The sequence below is a fragment of the Pseudomonas helmanticensis genome (genome assembly GCF_900182985.1).
Classification (GTDB): domain Bacteria; phylum Pseudomonadota; class Gammaproteobacteria; order Pseudomonadales; family Pseudomonadaceae; genus Aquipseudomonas; species Aquipseudomonas helmanticensis.
Map to the genome: position 1 here is coordinate 2,202,206 of NZ_FXUY01000001.1, position 18,324 is coordinate 2,220,529.

Consider the following 18,324-nt stretch of genomic DNA (forward strand, 5'->3'; position numbering starts at 1 on the left):
TCCTCTTAGGAAATCAGTTTTTCAAGTTCATCTGCTGATAAACGATTGAGAGCCTCCAAGGATTTAGCCAAAACATCATGAACGGGCTGCAAATCGGGTTGCAGGGCTTGTACGGCATCGCTGAACGCGGCCAGATCGGCACTGCCGAACAGGCTCGCCAGCGGGATTTCAAAGCCCAGCACTTCGCGCAAACGCAGCACCACCTGGGTCGCCAGCAACGAATGGCCGCCGAGTTCGAAGAAGTTGTCAGTCAGGCTCACCCGCTCGAGTTTCAGCACGTCGCCCCAGACTTCGGCGATCTGCTGTTGCAACGCGCTGACCGGCGCCACGTAGGCGCCCTGCAACAGGTGCGCGTCCGGCTGCGGCAAGGCCCGCCGGTCGAGCTTGCCGTTGGCCGTCAGTGGCAGCCTGTCGAGCAGCAGCAAGTGCGCCGGCACCATGTAATCCGGCAGATTGCCTTTTAGCGCCTGACGCACCTGATCGCGCCATGCCCCCTGCTCCGCCGGCTCGACCGCCTGCGCCGCGACGAGGTAGGCGACCAGTTGCACGCCGCCGACGCCCGGCTGATCGAGCACCACCGCCTGACGGATGCCCGGCACCGCCAGCAGTTGCGCTTCGATTTCGCCCAGCTCGATGCGGAAACCACGAATCTTCACCTGATGGTCGATGCGTCCGGCGTACTCGATCCGGCCATCGGCGCAATAACGCGCGAGGTCGCCGGTGCGGTACAGGCGCTGGCCATTGCCGTTGAACGGGTTCGGCACAAAGCGCAAGGCACTCAGGTCAGCGCGGTTGAGGTAACCGCGCGCCAGCCCGGCACCGCTGACGTGCAGCTCGCCGATGCAACCCTTGGCCACCGGGCTGAGATCGCTGTCCAGCACGTACCACGACAAGTCCGGGATCGGCTCGCCCAACGGGCTGCCCGCCTCGTTGTGCAAGTCCGCCAGCGACAACGGCCGATAGGTCACGTGCACGGTGGTTTCGGTGATGCCGTACATGTTGATCAGTTGCGGCGCGCTGTCGCCGAAGCGCTCGAACCATGGTCGCAGGCTCTTCACTTCCAGCGCCTCTCCGCCGAACACCACATAGCGCAGCGACGGTTGCACGGTCTGCCGCGCATCCGTGGCCACCTGCATCAGTTGCTTGAACGCCGAAGGCGTCTGGTTCAACACCGTGACCTGCTCGCGGCAGAGCAAGGCATAGAATTCTTCCGGCGAACGGCTGACCGCGTGCGGCACGATCACCAGACGCCCGCCGTGCAGCAGCGCCCCGAAAATTTCCCAGACCGAGAAGTCGAATGCGTAGGAATGGAACAGCGTCCAGCTGTCCTGCGGGCCGAAATTGAACCAGTGCTCGCTGGCGGCGAACAGGCGCAACACCTGTTGATGCGCCAGCAGCGTGCCCTTCGGTTTACCGGTGGAACCGGAGGTGTAAATCACATAGGCGAGGTTATCGCTGTCGACTGTCACCTGTGGATCGGTGGTCGGGTAATCCGCTGGTTCCTCGCCCAGCAGCAAGGTCTCGACCGCTGCCGGCAGATCCACGTGCGCCAGCACACCAGACTGCATCAACAGCAGGCTGATGCCGCTGTCTTCGACCATGTATTGCAAACGCTCGGCCGGGTATTGCGGATCGAGTGGCAGGTAAGCGCCGCCCGCCTTGAGGATCGCCAGCAAGCCGACAATCATCTGCAGCGAACGCTCGGCGGCCAGACCGACCAGCACGTCCGGGCCAACGCCACGCGCAATCAGCGCATGGGCGAGGCGATTGGCGCGGCTGTTCAGCTCGGCGTAGGTCAGTTGCTGCTCGTCGAGGGTCACGGCAATCGCTTGCGGTGAGCGCTGCACCTGCGCTTCGATCAACTGATGCAGGCTGGCGGTTTGCGCGAAGGCCGCGCTGTGGCGATTCCAGTCCTGCAAGACCGCTTGCTGCTGCGCGGCATCCATCAGTTGCACGCGGCTGATCGATGTCTCTGTCGACGCCTGGCTGAATTGCAGCAACAGGTGCTGCATCTGCTCGGCCATCTGCGCGATCAGCGTCTCGCTGAAGTGCTGGCGCGCGTAGGAAAACTGCAACGACAGCGTATCGCCCAGGTCCACCAGCACGGTCAGCGGCAGGTTGGTCTGCTCGTGGCTCGACACCTGACCGAAGCGCATGCCTTGCGGCGCGCCCTTGTCCAGAGCCTCGGAGACCGGATAGTTTTCGAACACCAACAGGCTGTCGAACAGGCCTTCACCGCCCTGCCCGGCCCAGCGCTGAATGTCGAACAACGGCGTGTGTTCAAACTCGCGCAATGCCAGGTTCTGCGTCTGCAAGGCTTGCAGCCATGCACCCAACGCCTGCTCCGGACGCGGTGCAGCGATCACCGGCAAGGTGTTGATGAACAGACCGATCTGTTGCTCGACACCCGGCAAATCCGCCGGACGCCCCGACACCGTCGCACCGAAGGCGACGGCGGATTGCCCGGTGTAGCGTTGCAACAGCAACAGCCACGCACCTTGCACCAAGGTGTTGACGGTGACCTTCTGGCGCCGGGCGAATTCGCTCAGGCCACGGGTCTGCTGGCTGTCGAGCAACTGGGTGTGGTTGGCATGCCCGTGGCTGTCGAGCGGCGTGTGATCCGCCGAGACGCGGGCCAGCAAGGTTGGCTCGTCAAGCAGGCTCAGTTGGCCTTTCCAGAAGGTTTCAGCCGCAGCGCCGTCCTGGCGTTGCAGCCAGCCGATGTAATCGCGATAGCTGCCGACACGCCCTGGCAAGGCCTGGCCGCTGTAGCGTTGCAACACTTCACCGAGCAGCTGCGAATTACTCCAGCCGTCCATCAGGATGTGATGGCTGGTGTAGATCAGCTCATGGCAATCATCGGCCGTCTGCACCAGCACCAGACGCAACAACGGCGCCGCGCTCAAGACAAAACCCTGCTCGCGTTCGGCACTTGCCAGATCTTCCAGCGCCTGCGCCTGTGCGGCCTGGCCGCGCCAGTCGTGCACGCTGAATGGCAGCACGGCATGGCGCTGCACCACTTGCACCGGTTGCTCTTGCTCACTGGTCCAGAGGAAACCGCTGCGCAGCACCGCATGCGCCTGCACGGTGGCTTGCCAGGCGTCACGGAAACGCTCGACATCCAGGCCCTGCACGCTGACGCGCATCTGGTTGATGTAGTCGCCACTGCCTTGCGCGAACAAGCTGTGGAAGAGCATGCCCTGCTGCATCGGCGACAGCGGATAGATGTCCTCGATGTCACGGGCGCTGAGGCCCAGACCGTCCAGTTGCGCCTGCTGCAGCGCGGCCAGCGGGAAGTCCGACGGTGTGAAGCCGCCGTGTTCGCCGCGCAGGCAATGCTCGACCAGCAAACTCAGCTCGCTGGTGTAGTCATCCGCCAGGCGCTGAATGCTCGCCTCGTCGAACATCTCGCGACTGAAGCTCCAGTCCAGACTCAACTCGCCGCCATACACCTGACCGTTGAGCGACAGCCAGTTGCTCAGTGGCGCGCTGTCGCTTTGTTCGGCGCCGGATTTTTCCGTGGCCGGGACAAACAGCGAGCGCTCGTCGAACTGGCTGTCGAACTGACCGAGGTAGTTGAAGGTGATGCGCGGCATCGCCACTGCGCCGAGTGCCGCTTGCGTTGCGCTGTCGCCCAAATGGCGCAGGGCACCGAAGCCCAGGCCTTTGTTCGGCACGCCGCGCAGTTGCTCCTTGATTGCCTTGATCGAGGCGCCGAGATCGCTTTGCGGGGTCAGGCGCAACGGGAACAGACTGGTGAACCAGCCGACGGTACGGGTCAGGTCTACGTCGTCGAACAGCTCTTCGCGGCCATGGCCTTCGAGCTGAATCGAGGTTGCCGGTTGCCCGCTCCAGCGGCAGATCACCCGCGCCAACGCGGTCAGCAGCAGGTCGTTGACCTGGGTGCGATAGGCGCTCGGCGCGTCTTGCAGCAGTTGCCGGGTCAACGTTGAGTCGAGACGGCTCTGGACAATCACCGCGTGACGGTTTTCCAGGCTGCCAGCAGGGTTGTCACACGGCAACTCGGCCAGTGCGCCCTGCTCTTTCCAATAACCGAGTTCGGCCTGCAACGGCGCGGTCACGGCGTAGGCTTGCATGCGCTCGGCGAACACTTTGAAAGCGCTGGTCTTCAACGGCAATTGCACGGTTTGCCCGGCCACGGACTGGCCGTAGGCGCTTTGCAGATCTTCCAGCAGGATGCGCCACGAAACACCGTCGACCGCCAGGTGATGGATCACCAGCAACAGGCGTTGCGAGCCATCCGCCAGATGCGCCAGTACCGCGCGCAGCAATGGCCCGTTTTCGATGTCCAGCGAGCGCTGGGCTTTTTCGCACAAGACCTCCAGCGCGGCCGCGTCGGCGACATCGGCTTGCCATAGCACACTGGCTTGCGGGTCCAGCGGCAGGTGCAAGGCATCCCAGCCGTGCGCCGAAGCTTCGAAACCCAAACGCAAGGCATCGTGATGTCCGAGCAAGGCCAGCAAGGCCTGCTCCAGCGCTAGTGCATTCAACGCCTGCGCCGGACGCAACAACAGCGACTGGTTCCAGTGCGAACGCTCGACAATCGCCTGGGCGAAGAAGTCATGCTGGATCGGCAGCAGCGGCGTCGCGCCACGCACCGGGCCTTGATCGATGACGGCCAGCGCTTCCGACTGCCGCGCGACCCGCGCCAGATCCTCGACGGTCTGATGCTGGAACAGCTCTTTGGCGCTGAAGTGAATGCCCGCCGCACGTGCGCGGCTGACCACCTGAATCGACACGATGGAATCGCCGCCGAGTTCGAAGAAGTTGTCGCTGATGCCCACTTGCGTGAGTTTGAGAACGTCTTGCCAGATCGCCACCAGCGCCTGCTCCACAGCATTGCGCGGCGCCTGATAGCTGGCTTGGGCAGTGTTGAAATCAGGTTCCGGCAGCGCCTTGCGGTCGAGCTTGCCGTTCGGTGTCAGCGGCAGTTGCTCAAGGAACATCAACTGCGCCGGCAGCATGTATTCCGGCAGGGTTTCCTTGAGCCATGCACGCAGCTCCTGATCCAGCGCTGCTGCCTGCGGTTGGCTGGCGCTGACCACGTAACCGACCAGTTGCGTGCCATGGCCGCTGTCGCGCGCCACCACCACCGCTTCGTGTACGGCGTGGTGCGCCACCAGGCGTTTTTCGATCTCACCCAACTCGATACGGAAGCCGCGCACCTTGATCTGATGGTCGACCCGACCGAGGTACTCGATCTGGCCATCGGCCTGGTAACGCACCAGGTCACCGGTGCGGTACATCCGCTCACCGCTGGTGCTGAACGGGTTCGGCACATAGCGCTCGCAGGTCAATTCCGGGCGCAACAGATAACCCCGGGAAAGCCCGGCGCCGGCCAGGTACAACTCACCGACCACACCCAGCGGCACCGGTTGCAGACGCGCATCGAGGACAAAACTGTCGGTGCCCGCCAATGGCCGGCCGATCGTCGCCTGACCACCGGCCTCACGCCGCACATAAGTCGAGTACGTGGTGTCTTCGGACGGACCATACAAATCGTAGACATGCAGCAGCGTCGGCTGACCGTACAGAGCATCGACCAGCGACTGTTTCAGCGGTTCGCCGGCGAGGTTGATGATGCGCACGCTCGACGGAATCTGCCCGGCCTGTTGCAACGCGGCAATCGCCGACGGCACGGTGTTGATCAGGCTGACCCGATCGCGCGCCGGCAGGTCCGGCAGCTCCAGGGCGTTTTGCGCGAGAACGAAGAAACCGCCGCCGGCCAGGGTGACAAACAGTTCCCACACCGACAGGTCGAAGCAGATCGAGGTCGATGCCAACACGCCTTGCAAATCGGCCTGGCTGTAGACGCCATGCGCCCACTGGATCAGTGCCGCAGCGTTGCGATGGGTGATCGCCACGCCCTTGGGCTTGCCGGTGGAGCCGGAGGTGTAAATCACATAGGCGAGGTTGTCCGCGCCGCTCACTGGCGGCAGATTGCCGACGTCCGGCAGATCATCCGCCTCCGGCGCCACCGCCAGCACGCGCAGGCCCGGCGTCGCCAGCGACGACAATTCACCATCGACACCCACCAGCAACAACGCGGCGCGGCTGTCTTCGAGCATGTAGCTCAGACGCTCGGCCGGGTAGCTCGGATCGAGTGGCACGTAGGTGCCGCCGGCCTTGAGCACGGCGAGCAAGGCGACAATCATCTCCGTCGAACGGGGCAGCGCCACGCCAACGCGCACTTCGGCGCCCACGCCATAGTCGCGCAATTGCAGCGCGAGGCGATTGGCGCGGTTGTTCAACTGCCGATAGCTCAACTGTTGTTCGCCGAAGATCATCGCCAACGCATCCGGCGTGGCCGCAACTTGCGCCTCGACCAGCGCCTGCAGAGTGTGATCGGTCGATTCTGGCAGTTCATGGCTGTTCCAGTCGGCCATGATCAGTTGCTGCTCGGCGTTGTCAAGCAGCGGCAGATCGCCGATGCACTGCGATACCTGGCGGCTGACCGCGCGCAACACATTGAGCCAGTGCCGCGACAGCTGCTCGACGGTCTCGCGCTTGAACAGATCGGTGGCGTAAGTCAGCGATGCGGCCAACCCGCCTTGCACTTCTGCGGTGTCCAGCGTCAGGTCGAACTGCGCCGCCGCACTGTCCCAGGCGATGCCTTCGATGTGCAAATCCGCAAGCAAGCTTGGCTGACGCTCAAGGTTCTGGTGATTGAACAGCACCTGGAACAATGGGCTGTGGCTGAGGCTGCGTTGCGGTTGTACCGCATCCACCAGTTGTTCGAACGGCAGGTCCTGATAAGCCTGGGCATCCAGTACCGCCTGGCGAACCTGCTGCAGCAATTGGTCAAAACCGTGCTGCGGTTCGATCTCGGCACGCAGCACTTGGGTGTTGACGAAGAAGCCGATCAGGCCTTCGGTTTCCAGGCGATTGCGGTTGGCCACCGGCACGCCGACACGAATGTCACGCTGTCCGCTGTAGCGTTGCAGCAAGGTCTGGAAGGACGCCAGCAAGAGCATGAACAAGGTCACGCCTTCACGTTGCGCCAGAGCATTGAGCTCCTGCGCCAGATCGGTTGGCAGCGCGAAGTCGAAACGCGCGCCACGGAAACTCTGCTGAGCCGGACGCGGGAAGTCGAACGGCAACTCCAGCACCGGCTGCTCGCCACCCAGGCGCTCGCGCCAGTAGGCCAGTTGGCGGGCGCTTTCGCCGTCGTTCATCCATTGACGCTGCCACACGGCATAGTCGGCGTACTGCAACGGCAACGCCGGCAGTTGTGCATCGCGGGCCTCGCTGAACGCGCCGTACAGGCGCACCAGTTCATCGACCATGACCTGCATCGACCAGCCATCGGAAATGATGTGGTGCGCAGTGATGACCAGGACGTGATGGCTGCTGCTCAGTTCCAGCAACAACACCCGCAGCAACGGCCCGTTGAGCAGATCGAACGGGCGCTGGATTTCCGCTTCCACCCGCGCCTTGAGTTGCGCCTCGCTGGCCTGCGGGTCGAAGCTTGCGCGCTCGATCAGCAGGTGTTCGGCCGGGCGAATCACTTGCAGGGTTTGCGTCGACTCTTCGACAAACACCGTGCGCAGCGATTCGTGACGCGCCACCAGCGCCTGGAAGGCCTGATCCAGCGCGGCGCTGTTCAGCGTCCCGCGCAGATGCAGCGCGGTCGGCACGTGATACGCCGCACTGTCCGGCTCCAGCTGCCAGAGGAACCACTGGCGTTCCTGAGCGAAGGACAATGCCATCGGCTCACCACGCGGCAGTGCAACCATTGGCAGCGTGTGGCTGGTTTGCAGTTCAGCACAGGCCTTGGCGAAACCGTCGAGGCTTGGCTGTTCGAACAACACGCGCAGGGGCACGTCGAGTTTCAGTTCATGGCGCACCCGCGAAATCACTTGGGTCGCCAGCAACGAGTGGCCACCGCGCTCGAAGAACTGATCGGCGAGACCGATCGGCGCCACTTGCAGCACCGCTTCCCAGATCGCCGCCAAGTCTTGTTGCAGCGCAGTCTGCGGCGCCACGTAGGCGTATTGGCTTTGATGCAGATCGACCTTCGGCAATGCCTTGCGATCGAGCTTGCCGTTGTTGTTCAGCGGCAGCGCCGCCAGCAACAACAGATGCGCCGGCACCATGTATTCCGGCAGCGCCTGACGCAGCACGTTTTTCAGCTGCTCCAGCCACGCCGCTTGCAGCGTTGCTGCGGCCTTGAACAATGCCGCGTCCGTGGCAGCCACATACGCCACCAGTTGCGCGCCGCCCGGGCCGTCCTGTGCAATCACCGCTGCCTCGCGCACCTGTTCAAGGGCTTGCAGGCAGGCTTCGATTTCGCCCATTTCTATGCGGAAACCGCGAATCTTCACTTGATGGTCGATACGCCCGACGTACTCCAGCGCACCGGCCGCGTTGTAGCGCGCGAGGTCGCCGCTGCGATACAGGCGAGCGCCCGGTTGCGTGGCAAACGGATCCGGCAGGAAGCGTTCGGCAGTCAGCGCCGGACGATCAAAGTAGCTTTGCGCCAGGCACGCCTGCGCACCGATGCACAACTCGCCGACGCCGCCGGCCGGCAACAGCTCACCGGCCGCGTCCAGCACGTACAACGCGCGGCCGGCGGTGGCCTGACCGATCGGAATGCCGAAGGTGTCGTTGGCATCTTCCAGACGGCAGGTGTGCACGCTGGAAACCACGGTCGCTTCTGTCGGGCCGTAGGTGTTGATCAGGCGCACATGGCCCTGACCGGCTTCGTGCCACAGGCGCAAGCCTTCCACCGACATCGCCTCGCCACCGACGTGGACCTGACGCAACTGGCCGAGACTGGTCACCGTGCCGTTGGCGCATTCGCGCGCCAGCAGGTACCAGTAAGCCGCCGGCAAGTCCGCCAGGGTGACGTTGTGCGCGACGATTTCCGCGGCCATTTGCCCGGCGTCCCATGGATCGTCGCCGCGCATGATCAGCGCCGCGCCGACACACAGCGGCGGGTAGCACTGCTCGACAAAACCGTCGAAGCTGAAGGTCGCGAATTGCAACACGCGGTCTTCGGCGGTCAGCGCCGAATATTCGGCGGCGGTCTGGCAGAACTCGCGCAAGGCGCCATGATCGATGGCCACGCCTTTCGGCTGGCCGGTGGAACCGGAGGTGTAGATCACATACGCGAGGTCGGCGGGCACCGCTGTGTTGTGCGGATCACTGTCGCAATAGCCAGCCAGTTCAGCGTCCAGATCAACCATGTTCAGGTGCGCCAGGCTATCCGGCAACGGCAGATCCGTGAGCAGACCGGCTTCGCACAGCAACAGGTCGAGACGGCTGTCGTCGATCATGTAGGCGAGACGTTCGGCCGGGTATTTCGGGTCGAGCGGCACATACGCCGCGCCACTCTTGAGCACCGCCAGCAGGCTGACGATCAGTTGCGGGCCACGGCGCATCGCCAGACCGACACGCTGCCCCGCCGTCACGCCCTGCGCCAGCAGACGATGGGCCAGACGGTTGGCCTGGGCGTTCAGCTCAGCGTAACTCAGTTGCTGCGCACCGACCTGCAAGGCCAACGCATGCGGGGTGGCGGCGGCCTGCGCGGCGAAGCGCTGATGCACCAGCGCGTCACTGCGCAGATGCAGGTTCAGCGGCTGACTGGCCGCCAACACGGCGGCGCGGCCAGCGTCATCGAGCAGTTGCAAGGCGCCCAGACGGATGTCCGGCGTCGCGACCATTTGCGCCAGCAGGTGTTGCAGGTTGCCGCTCAGTTGGGCGATTTGTGCAGCGCTGAAGCGCGCGGCGTCGTAGCTGAATTCCAGGCTCAGGCCCGCCGCCAGTTCGATGCCGAGGGTCAGCGGATAGTTGGTGCGCTCGTGGTTGTGCATCTCGCCGAACGACAGACCGGCCGGGGCTCCACGCTTGAGCGCTTCGGCCACCGGGAAGTTTTCGAACACCAGCAGGCTGTCGAATAGCGCCGTGCCCTGTTGACCGGCCCAACCCTGAATATCGTAGAGCGGCACGTGTTCGAACTCGCGCATGCTCAGGTTCAAGGCTTGCAGTTCGCCCAGCCACTGGCCCAACGACTGCTCCGGCGAAGCGCCGCAGACCATCGGCAAGGTGTTGATGAACAGGCCCAATTGCTGCTCGATGCCCGGCAATGCCGCCGAACGCCCGGCGACCGTGGCGCCGAACGCCACGCAATCCTGACCGGTGTAACGTTGCAGCATCAGCCCCCACGCCGCTTGCATCACGGTGTTGAGGGTGACTTTCTGCTGGCGGGCGAAATCCGCCAGAGCACGGGTGGTCTGTTCGTCGAGTGATACTCGCAGCTCATCACTGCCGTGGCCGTCGACCGGCGGACGCAGCGCTTCGGCGAGCAGGGTCGGCGTGTCCAGCGGCGCCAGCGCAGCCTTCCAGAACTGCTCGCCGGCACTCGTCGATTGCTGTTGCAGCCAGCCGAGGTAGTCGCGGTATTGGCCCAGCGGTTTGCCCGGCGCGTGGCCGGCGTAATGCTGGATCACTTCGGCGAGCAATTGCGCGTTGCTCCAGCCGTCCATGAGGATGTGATGGCTGGTGTAGATCAGGTGCCAGGCATCCGCATCGGTGCGCACCAGTTGCAGACGAAACAGTGGCGCTGCGCTCAACTCGAAACCGCGCTCACGCTCGGCGTCGGCCAGCGCATCTAGGTCGGCGTCGGCCTGCTCGAGCACCTGCAATTGCAGCTCGACCTGACGATGGATCGCCTGATGCGCGCTGTGCAAACCCAGCCAGTGGAAACTGCTGCGCAAAATGTCATGCCGCGCCAGCGCCGCTTGCCATGCCTGGGTGAAACGCGTCAGGTCGAGGCCGTGGATATCCAGGCGCAACTGGTTGATGTACGCACCGACCTGCGGCTCGTACAGAGTGTGGAACAACATGCCCTGCTGCATCGGCGACAGCGGGTAGAGATCCTCGACAGCCGCCAGGCTCAGCGGCAGTTCATCGAGCTGCTGCTGGCTGACCTGCGCCAACGGGAAATCGGACGGCGTGGCCTGGCCGGCCGGCGTCGCGCAGCAATGTTCGATCAACGATTTCAGTTCAGCGGTGTAGGCAGCGGCCAACTGCGCAATCGTTGCGGCATCGAACATCTGCTCGCTGAAGCCCCATTGCAGCGCCAGTTCGCCGCCATACACCTGGCCTTCCACGGTCAGCCAGTTGGCCAGCGGCGCGCGCTCATCCTGCGCCGTGCCGCTGCGCTCGCGGGCCGGCTCCCAGAGGGCTGCCTCGTCGAACTGGCGATCGAACTGGCCGAGGTAGTTGAAGGTGATGCGCGGCGGTGTCAGCGCTGCCAGCGCCTGTTGCGCCGCCGGTTCACCGAGATAACGCAACAAGCCGTAACCGAGGCCTTTGCCCGGTACCCCGCGCAGTTGTTCCTTGATCGCCTTGATCGACGCCGCCAGCGTTTCGGCCGGTTGCAGGCTGACCGGGAACAGGCTGGTGAACCAGCCCACCGTGCGGGTCAGGTCGAGGTCATCAAACAGGTCTTCGCGACCGTGGCCTTCCAGTTGAATCAAGGTCGAAGGCTGTCCGCTCCAGCGGCAGATCACCCGCGCCAGTGCGGTCAGGAGCAAATCGTTGACCTGCGTGCGATACGCCGCCGGGGCGCTTTGCAGCAACTGCCGCGTCGACTCGCTGTCGAGGCGCACTTCGATTTTCTGTCCGAAACGATTTTCCAGACTGCCTTGCGCACGCTCGCACGGCAGTTCGGCGCGCGCCGCTTGTTGCTGCCAGTACGGCAATTCTGCGTGCAGTTGCGGCGCGTACTCGTGCAAGCGTTCGGCCCAGGCCTGATAGGCGCTGGTGCGCGCCGGCAGCACCACACCGCCGCCGCTTTCCAGTTGCGTGTAAGCCTGTTGCAGATCTTCCAGCAACAACCGCCACGACACGCCGTCCACCGCCAGGTGATGAATCACCAGCAACAGCCGCTGAGTGTTGTCGGCCATCTCCACCAGCATTGCCCGCAACAATGGACCGTTGTGCAAATCGAGGCTGCGCTGGGCTGCATCGCACAGCCCGGCGAGCGCCTCCTCACCATCAGCCTGACGCAGCCACAAACCGGACTCGCTGACGACGTCGGCATAGGTTTGCTGCCAGCCTTTTGCGTCCTGGTTGAAACGCAGACGCAAGGCATCGTGCTGATTGAGCAATTGGCTCAGCGCACGCTCGAGCAATGGCGCCTGCAACGTCTGCCGTGGCGTCAGCAACAGCGATTGGTTCCAGTGCCCACGCACCGCCATCGGCTGTTCGAAGAAATAATGCTGCACCGGCGTCAGCAATACCGCACCCGTGGCTGGCGCCTGATCCTGCGTGGTCTGCTGTTCGAAGCTGGCGACCAGCGCAAGGCTGCGCACGGTCTGGTACTGGAACAGATCCCGTGGGCTGAGACGAATCCCGGCCTGACGGGCACGGCTGACCACTTGAATCGAGATGATCGAATCGCCGCCCAGCTCGAAGAAGTTGTCTTCCACGCCAATGCGCTCGGCGCCCAGCACCTGCTGCCAGATCGCCGCGAGGGCGGTCTGCATCGCGTCCTGCGGTTCGACGAACGCTTGTTGCACCGCCGCTTCCGGCTCGGGCAAGGCGCGGCGGTCGAGTTTGCCGTTGGCGGTTACCGGCAATTTGGCCAGTGGCATCAGGTAGGTCGGCACCATGAATTCCGGCAGGCTGCCGAGCAGCCAGGCTTTCAGGGTCTGCTGCCATTGCGCCTCGGGCTCGGCACCTTCCAGCACCAGATACGCCACCAGATGCTTGCCGCCCTGCACCAGCACCACCGCTTCACGAACCAGCGGATGCTGGGTCAGGCAGGTTTCGATTTCACCGAGTTCGATGCGCAGGCCGCGCAGCTTGACCTGATGATCGAGACGACCGAGGTATTCGATCACGCCGTCGGCACGCTGGCGCACACGGTCACCGGTGCGATAGAGGCGCGCGCCGTCGTGGAACGGGCACGGCACAAAACGCTCGGCGGTCAGCGCCGGGCGACGGTGGTAACTGCGCGCCAGACCGGCACCGCCGAGGTACAACTCACCGGCAACACCGGCCGGCACCGGGCACAATTGCGCGTCCAGCACGTGGGTGCGCAGGTTGCCGATCGGTTCACCGATCGGCACGCTGTCGGCGCCTTCGTCGACGCACGTCCAGTGGGTGACGTCGATGGCCGCTTCGGTCGGCCCGTAGAGGTTGTACAAGCCGGCGTTCGGCAGTTTGGCGAACACCTGCAACTGCGCGTCGAGCGGCAATGCTTCACCACTGCAAACAATCCGCGTGAGGCTGCTGCACGCCTCGACGCCCGGCTCATGAATGAACGCCTGGAGCATCGACGGTACAAAGTGCAGCGTAGTGATTTGATGACGGCCGATGGTCTCGATCAGGCGCGCCGGTTCACGGTGTTCGCCCGGCGCCGCTACCACCAGACGGGCACCGCTCATCAGCGGCCAGAAGAACTCCCAGACCGACACGTCGAAACTGAACGGAGTCTTTTGCAGCACCGCATCGCGGTGATCCAGGCCGTACGCTTGCTGCATCCAGCACAAACGGTTGACCAGCGCCGCATGGCTGTTGCCGGCGCCTTTCGGTTTGCCGGTCGAGCCGGAGGTGTAAATCACATAAGCGAGGTTGAGGCTGTCCATCGCTACCGCTGGACGCGCATCGCTGTAGCGCTCCAGCCAGTCGCCGTCCTGATCGAGGGTGATGACGCTTACGCCTTGGGTCGGCAAGCGTTCGAGCAGACTGCTCTGGGTCAACAGCAAGGCAATCGCGCTGTCTTCGATCATGTAGGCCAGGCGTTCCTGCGGGTATTCCGGGTCGAGCGGCACGTAGGCGCCGCCGGCCTTGTGGATCGCCAACAGGCCGACGACCATTTCAATCGAGCGCTCGAGCGAAATGCCCACCAGCACATCCGGGCCGACGCCTTGCTCGCGCAACAGATTGGCCAATTGATTGGCCCGCGCCTCCAGTTGCGCGTAGCTCAATTCGACGTTGCCGAACACCAGCGCCGTGGCGTCCGGCGTGCGCAGTGCCTGCGCCTCGATCAACTGGTGCATGCAGTGTTCGGTCGGGTAGTTTTGCGCGGTGTTGTTCCAGTCGTGGACCAGCACTCGCACTTCGTCGGCATCGAGCAGCGGCAGTTCGCCGATACGCTGAGAAGCATCGCCGACCATCGCCTGCAACAGGCGCGTCCAGTGCCGCGCCATGCGCTCGATGGTCGCGGCGTCGAACAGGTCGCTGGCGTAGGTCAATGCCGCACGCAGCTTGCCGCCCTGCTCATAGGTATCGAGCGTCAGGTCGAACTGGGTGGTGCGGCTCTGCCAGTCCAGCGCACTCAGCTGCAGGCCGGAGGCGGTGGTCAGCGCAGACATATCGGCGACTTGCGGCTGATGGTTGTACATCACCTGGAACAGCGGCGTGTGGCTGAGGCTGCGCTCAAGCTTGAGCGCTTCGACCAGACGCTCGAACGGCAGATCCTGATGCGCCTGCGCGCCCAGCGCAGTGTCTTTGATCGCGCGTAGCAATTCATCGACGCGGGTCTGGCCATCGAGTTCGGTGCGCAGCACTTGGGTGTTGACGAAGAAGCCGATCAGGCCTTCGACTTCCGCGCGGTTACGGTTGGCGATGGGCACGCCGACGCGGATATCGTTTTGCCCGGTATAGCGATGCAGCAACACGTTGAAGGCGCCGAGCAGCAACATGAACAAGGTGACGTTGTGTTGGCGCGCGGTGCTGCGCAGTTGCTCTGCCAGTTCAGGGTCGAGGGCGAATTCATGGCGGGTGCCGCGATAGCTTGGCATGGCCGGGCGCGAGTGATCGGTCGGCAGTTCGAGCACTGGATGCTCGTCACCCAGACGCGCCTGCCAGTATTGCAGTTGCCGCGCCTGCTCACCCGCTTCCAGCCAGCGGCGCTGCCACAGGGCATAGTCGCTGTACTGGATCGGCAGCGCCGGCAGTTGCGGCTCGGCGCCGGCATCATGGGCGTCGTAGCAACGGGTGAACTCGTCGATCAGGACGTTCATCGACCAGCCGTCGGAAACGATGTGGTGCAGGGTCAGCAGGAGGACGTGTTCCTGCTCGGCGAGTTGCAGCAACTTGACCCGCAGCAACGGCCCTTGCGCCAGATCGAACGGCAACACGGATTGCGCCTCGACCTCGCGCAGCACCGCCTGCTCACGGGCTGCTTGCGGCAGATCGCGCAGATCAATCTGCTCGACGCGCAATGGCACGCTGGCCGGCACTTGTTGCAAGCGATCATCGGCCTGGCGCTCGAACACGGTGCGCAGGGTTTCGTGGCGCGCCACCAGGCTTTCGAACGCCTGCTCCACCGCTGCCTTGTTCAAACGCCCCTTGAGCCGCACCGCGCCGGGCAAGTTGTACGCGCCGCTGTGCTGATCCAGCTGCCAGAGAAACCACATGCGCTGCTGGGCGTAGGACAACGCCTGACGATCCTCGACCTCGACACCGGCGGGTATCGGGAACCGGGAAAAATCCACCCCTTCCTTACTCAGGGCGGCCAGAAACATCTGGCGCTTTTCCAGGGGCAACCCGATAAACCGGCGAGCGAGTTTCAAGGAGTCTTCAGCATTCATTTCTTAGCATCCGGATCAGTAGGCAGGAAGCACAAAGGCACGTCGTCCCTATAAAACGAATCCAGACCGGAAAAATTAGCGAATGAGAACAACTGTCAGGCGGGAGGCAAAACGCGGATTTCCCCATCGCCCGGCACAGCCCCGGTAGGAGCTGTCGAGTGCAACGAGGCTGCGATCTTTTGATTTTGGAAGAACAGGATCAAAAGATCGCAGCGTGCCGCAGCTCCTACATGAGACCGTGCCGCTTGCCCGATACCCAACCCTGTAGGAGCTGTCGAGTGCAACGAGGCTGCGATCTTTTGATTTTGGAAGAACAGGATCAAAAGATCGCAGCGTGCCGCAGCTCCTACAGAAGACCGTGCCGCTTGCCCGACACCCAACCCTGCAGGAGCTGTCGAGTGCAACGAGGCTGCGATCTTTTGATCTTGGAAGAACAGGATCAAAAGATCGCAGCGTGCCGCAGCTCAGGAGAGCGTGCCGCTTGCCCGATACCCATCCAGGTAGGAGCTGTCGAGTGCAACGAGGCTGCGATCTTTTGATCTTGGAAGAACAGGATCAAAAGATCGCAGCGTGCCGCAGCTCAGGAGAGCGTGCCGCTTGCCCGATACCCATCCAGGTAGGAGCTGTCGAGTGCAACGAGGCTGCGATCTTTTGATTTTGGAAGAACAGGATCAAAAGATCGCAGCGTGCCGCAGCTCCTACAGTGCGGTCAGGCTGTGGCGGTCATGGTGTGGCGGCGATGGTGGACGTCGAGGTGGTCCTTGATCAGGCGCAGCACTTTCGGTTCGTGCTCATGAATGAAGAAGTGCCCGCCGGCAAACATGTCGACGGAAAAACTGCCACGGGTTTCCCGGCTCCAGCCGATCAGTTGCTCGGTGGTGGCGCGGTCGGTGGTGCCGCCGAGCACGTGCACCGGGCAATCGAGCTGTGGCCGTTCCACCGCGCGATGGCTGCCACACAACAGGAAGTCGGCGCGCAGGATCGGCAGGGTCAGGCTCATCAACTCTTCATTTTCCAACGCCTCGCTGCTGGTGCCTTGCAGGCTGCGCAGTTGCTCCAGCAGTTCGGCATCGCTCTTGGGCCGGGCGAGGTCGCGATCGTATTCGTCGCGCAAGCTCGGCGCCGCCGTACCCGAGGCAAACAGCGCCACCGGCGGCGGGCACCCCATGGCCCGCAAGGCGTGGGCCAGCTCACTGGCGAGCAACGCGCCGAGGCTGTGCCCGAATATCGCATAAGGCGCCTTAAGCGAACCGCGCAGTTCCCGGGCCAATTGCTGCACCAGCGCCGGCATGTCGGTTTGCAAGTCTTCATCGAAACGCATGCCGCGCCCCGGCAATTCCACCGGCTGCAATTTCAGCCACTCCGGCAGCTTGCGCCGCCAGCGGCTGTAAACCATCGCGCTCGCCCCCGAATACGGCAGGCACAGCAGTGTCAATTGAGTCACTGCACTCACCTCAAAAAGTCATGATGCTAAAAGAACGCGCGGACGCACCTGAAAATTAGCGCCGACGGTAAATTTCCAATCGGGCGGCACGTCTCCTGTTCACGCCAAAACCTGATAAAGAGGCACCGCCGTGGACCTGCAAACGATTCTGGGGAAGCTGTTCGCCAATGCTGGCGCAGTGGGTATTGAAGGGGTCTTTCAGTTTGTCTTCGGCCCGCATCAGGCCTATTGGTCGGAGATCAAGGGCAGCAGCCGCACCGAAGCCGGCCGCCATGCCAGACCGGACGTGACCATCGAAGTGGCGCAAGCGGACTTCATGGGCATCATGGCCGGCAGCGCCAATGTCGAGGAACTGTTTGCCAGCGGGCGCCTGAAGATCGGCGGCAACATGGGCCTGGCGACGATGCTGCCGCAGATCATCGACCATGCGCGCAGCGGTGCCAGCGCCGCAGAAAAAGTCGACATGAACAAACGCTACCCGACGCCACCGCGAGTCAGCGAACGCCTGACCGCGCGCCTGCCGGTGCAGACCGTTGTCGAACGGCGGCCGCGCAGCGAGCTGTCGATTGAGGAATTCAAAAGTCGCTACCTGCCCAACGGCGTTCCGGTGGTCATCCGCGACGCCCTGCAGGACTGGCCGCTGTTCAAGCTCAGCCGCGAAGAATCGCTGGTGCATTTTGCCGAACTGCAAGGCATCACCCGCCACGGCGACTACGTGAAGAAAACCTTCTCCACCGAGCGCGATTTCCGTTCGACGTCGATGGCCGACTTCATCGCCTCGCTGGATCAACCGGCGGTCAAAGGTGCGAATGGCGAACCACCCGCCTACATGGGCAACAACATCCTGCCGGCGCAGTTGATGCAACAGATCAAATACCCGGTCTACTTCGACGCCTCGTTATTCATCCCGCCGCGCATCTGGATCGGGCCCAAGGGCACGCTGACGCCGCTGCACCGCGATGACACCGACAATCTGTTCGCGCAGGTCTGGGGCCAGAAAAAATTCACCCTCGCCGCGCCGCATCATCGCCAGGCGCTGGGCACCTGGTCCACCGCGCCGCAGGGTGGTCTGGATGGCTGCGATTTCAACCCGGATGCGCCGGACTATCAGCGTTTCCCAACGGCACGCAACGTGACGTTTTTGCGCGTGACGCTGGAGGCTGGAGATTTGTTGTTCCTGCCGGAAGGCTGGTTCCATCAGGTGGAATCGGTATCGACCTCACTGTCAGTAAACTTTTGGGTCAACTCGGGACGCGGCTGGTAAACAGCTACCACCTCCGCTTTGTAGGAGCTGTCGAGTGAAACGAGGCT

General features: G+C 63.4%; 3 protein-coding genes. 1 reads left to right on the plus strand and 2 read right to left on the minus strand.

Features of this window, described 5'->3' with window-relative positions; translation table 11 throughout:
- Window positions 1-5: 5 nt before the first annotated feature.
- Entirely contained in the window at window positions 6-15,569 is a 15,564-nt protein-coding gene (locus QOL84_RS09725; protein ID WP_283437077.1) for a non-ribosomal peptide synthetase, read from the minus strand.
- Between the two features lie 709 nt (window positions 15,570-16,278).
- Window positions 16,279-17,013, minus strand: coding sequence for a thioesterase II family protein (locus QOL84_RS09730; protein ID WP_283437078.1), 735 nt, complete (start codon window positions 17,011-17,013; stop codon window positions 16,279-16,281).
- 130 nt (window positions 17,014-17,143) lie between these two features.
- On the opposite strand from QOL84_RS09730, the gene QOL84_RS09735 reads away from it, so the two are divergent.
- Window positions 17,144-18,277: a cupin-like domain-containing protein gene (locus QOL84_RS09735; RefSeq protein ID WP_283437079.1), complete on the plus strand. Its 1,134-nt coding sequence runs from the start codon at window positions 17,144-17,146 to the stop codon at window positions 18,275-18,277.
- Window positions 18,278-18,324: the final 47 nt, after the last annotated feature.

Excerpts from the sequence above, each read along its gene's own strand:
- QOL84_RS09725 (WP_283437077.1), bottom strand. The coding sequence starts at position 15,569 with ATGAATGCTGAAGACTCCTTGAAACTCGCTCGCCGGTTTATCGGGTTG.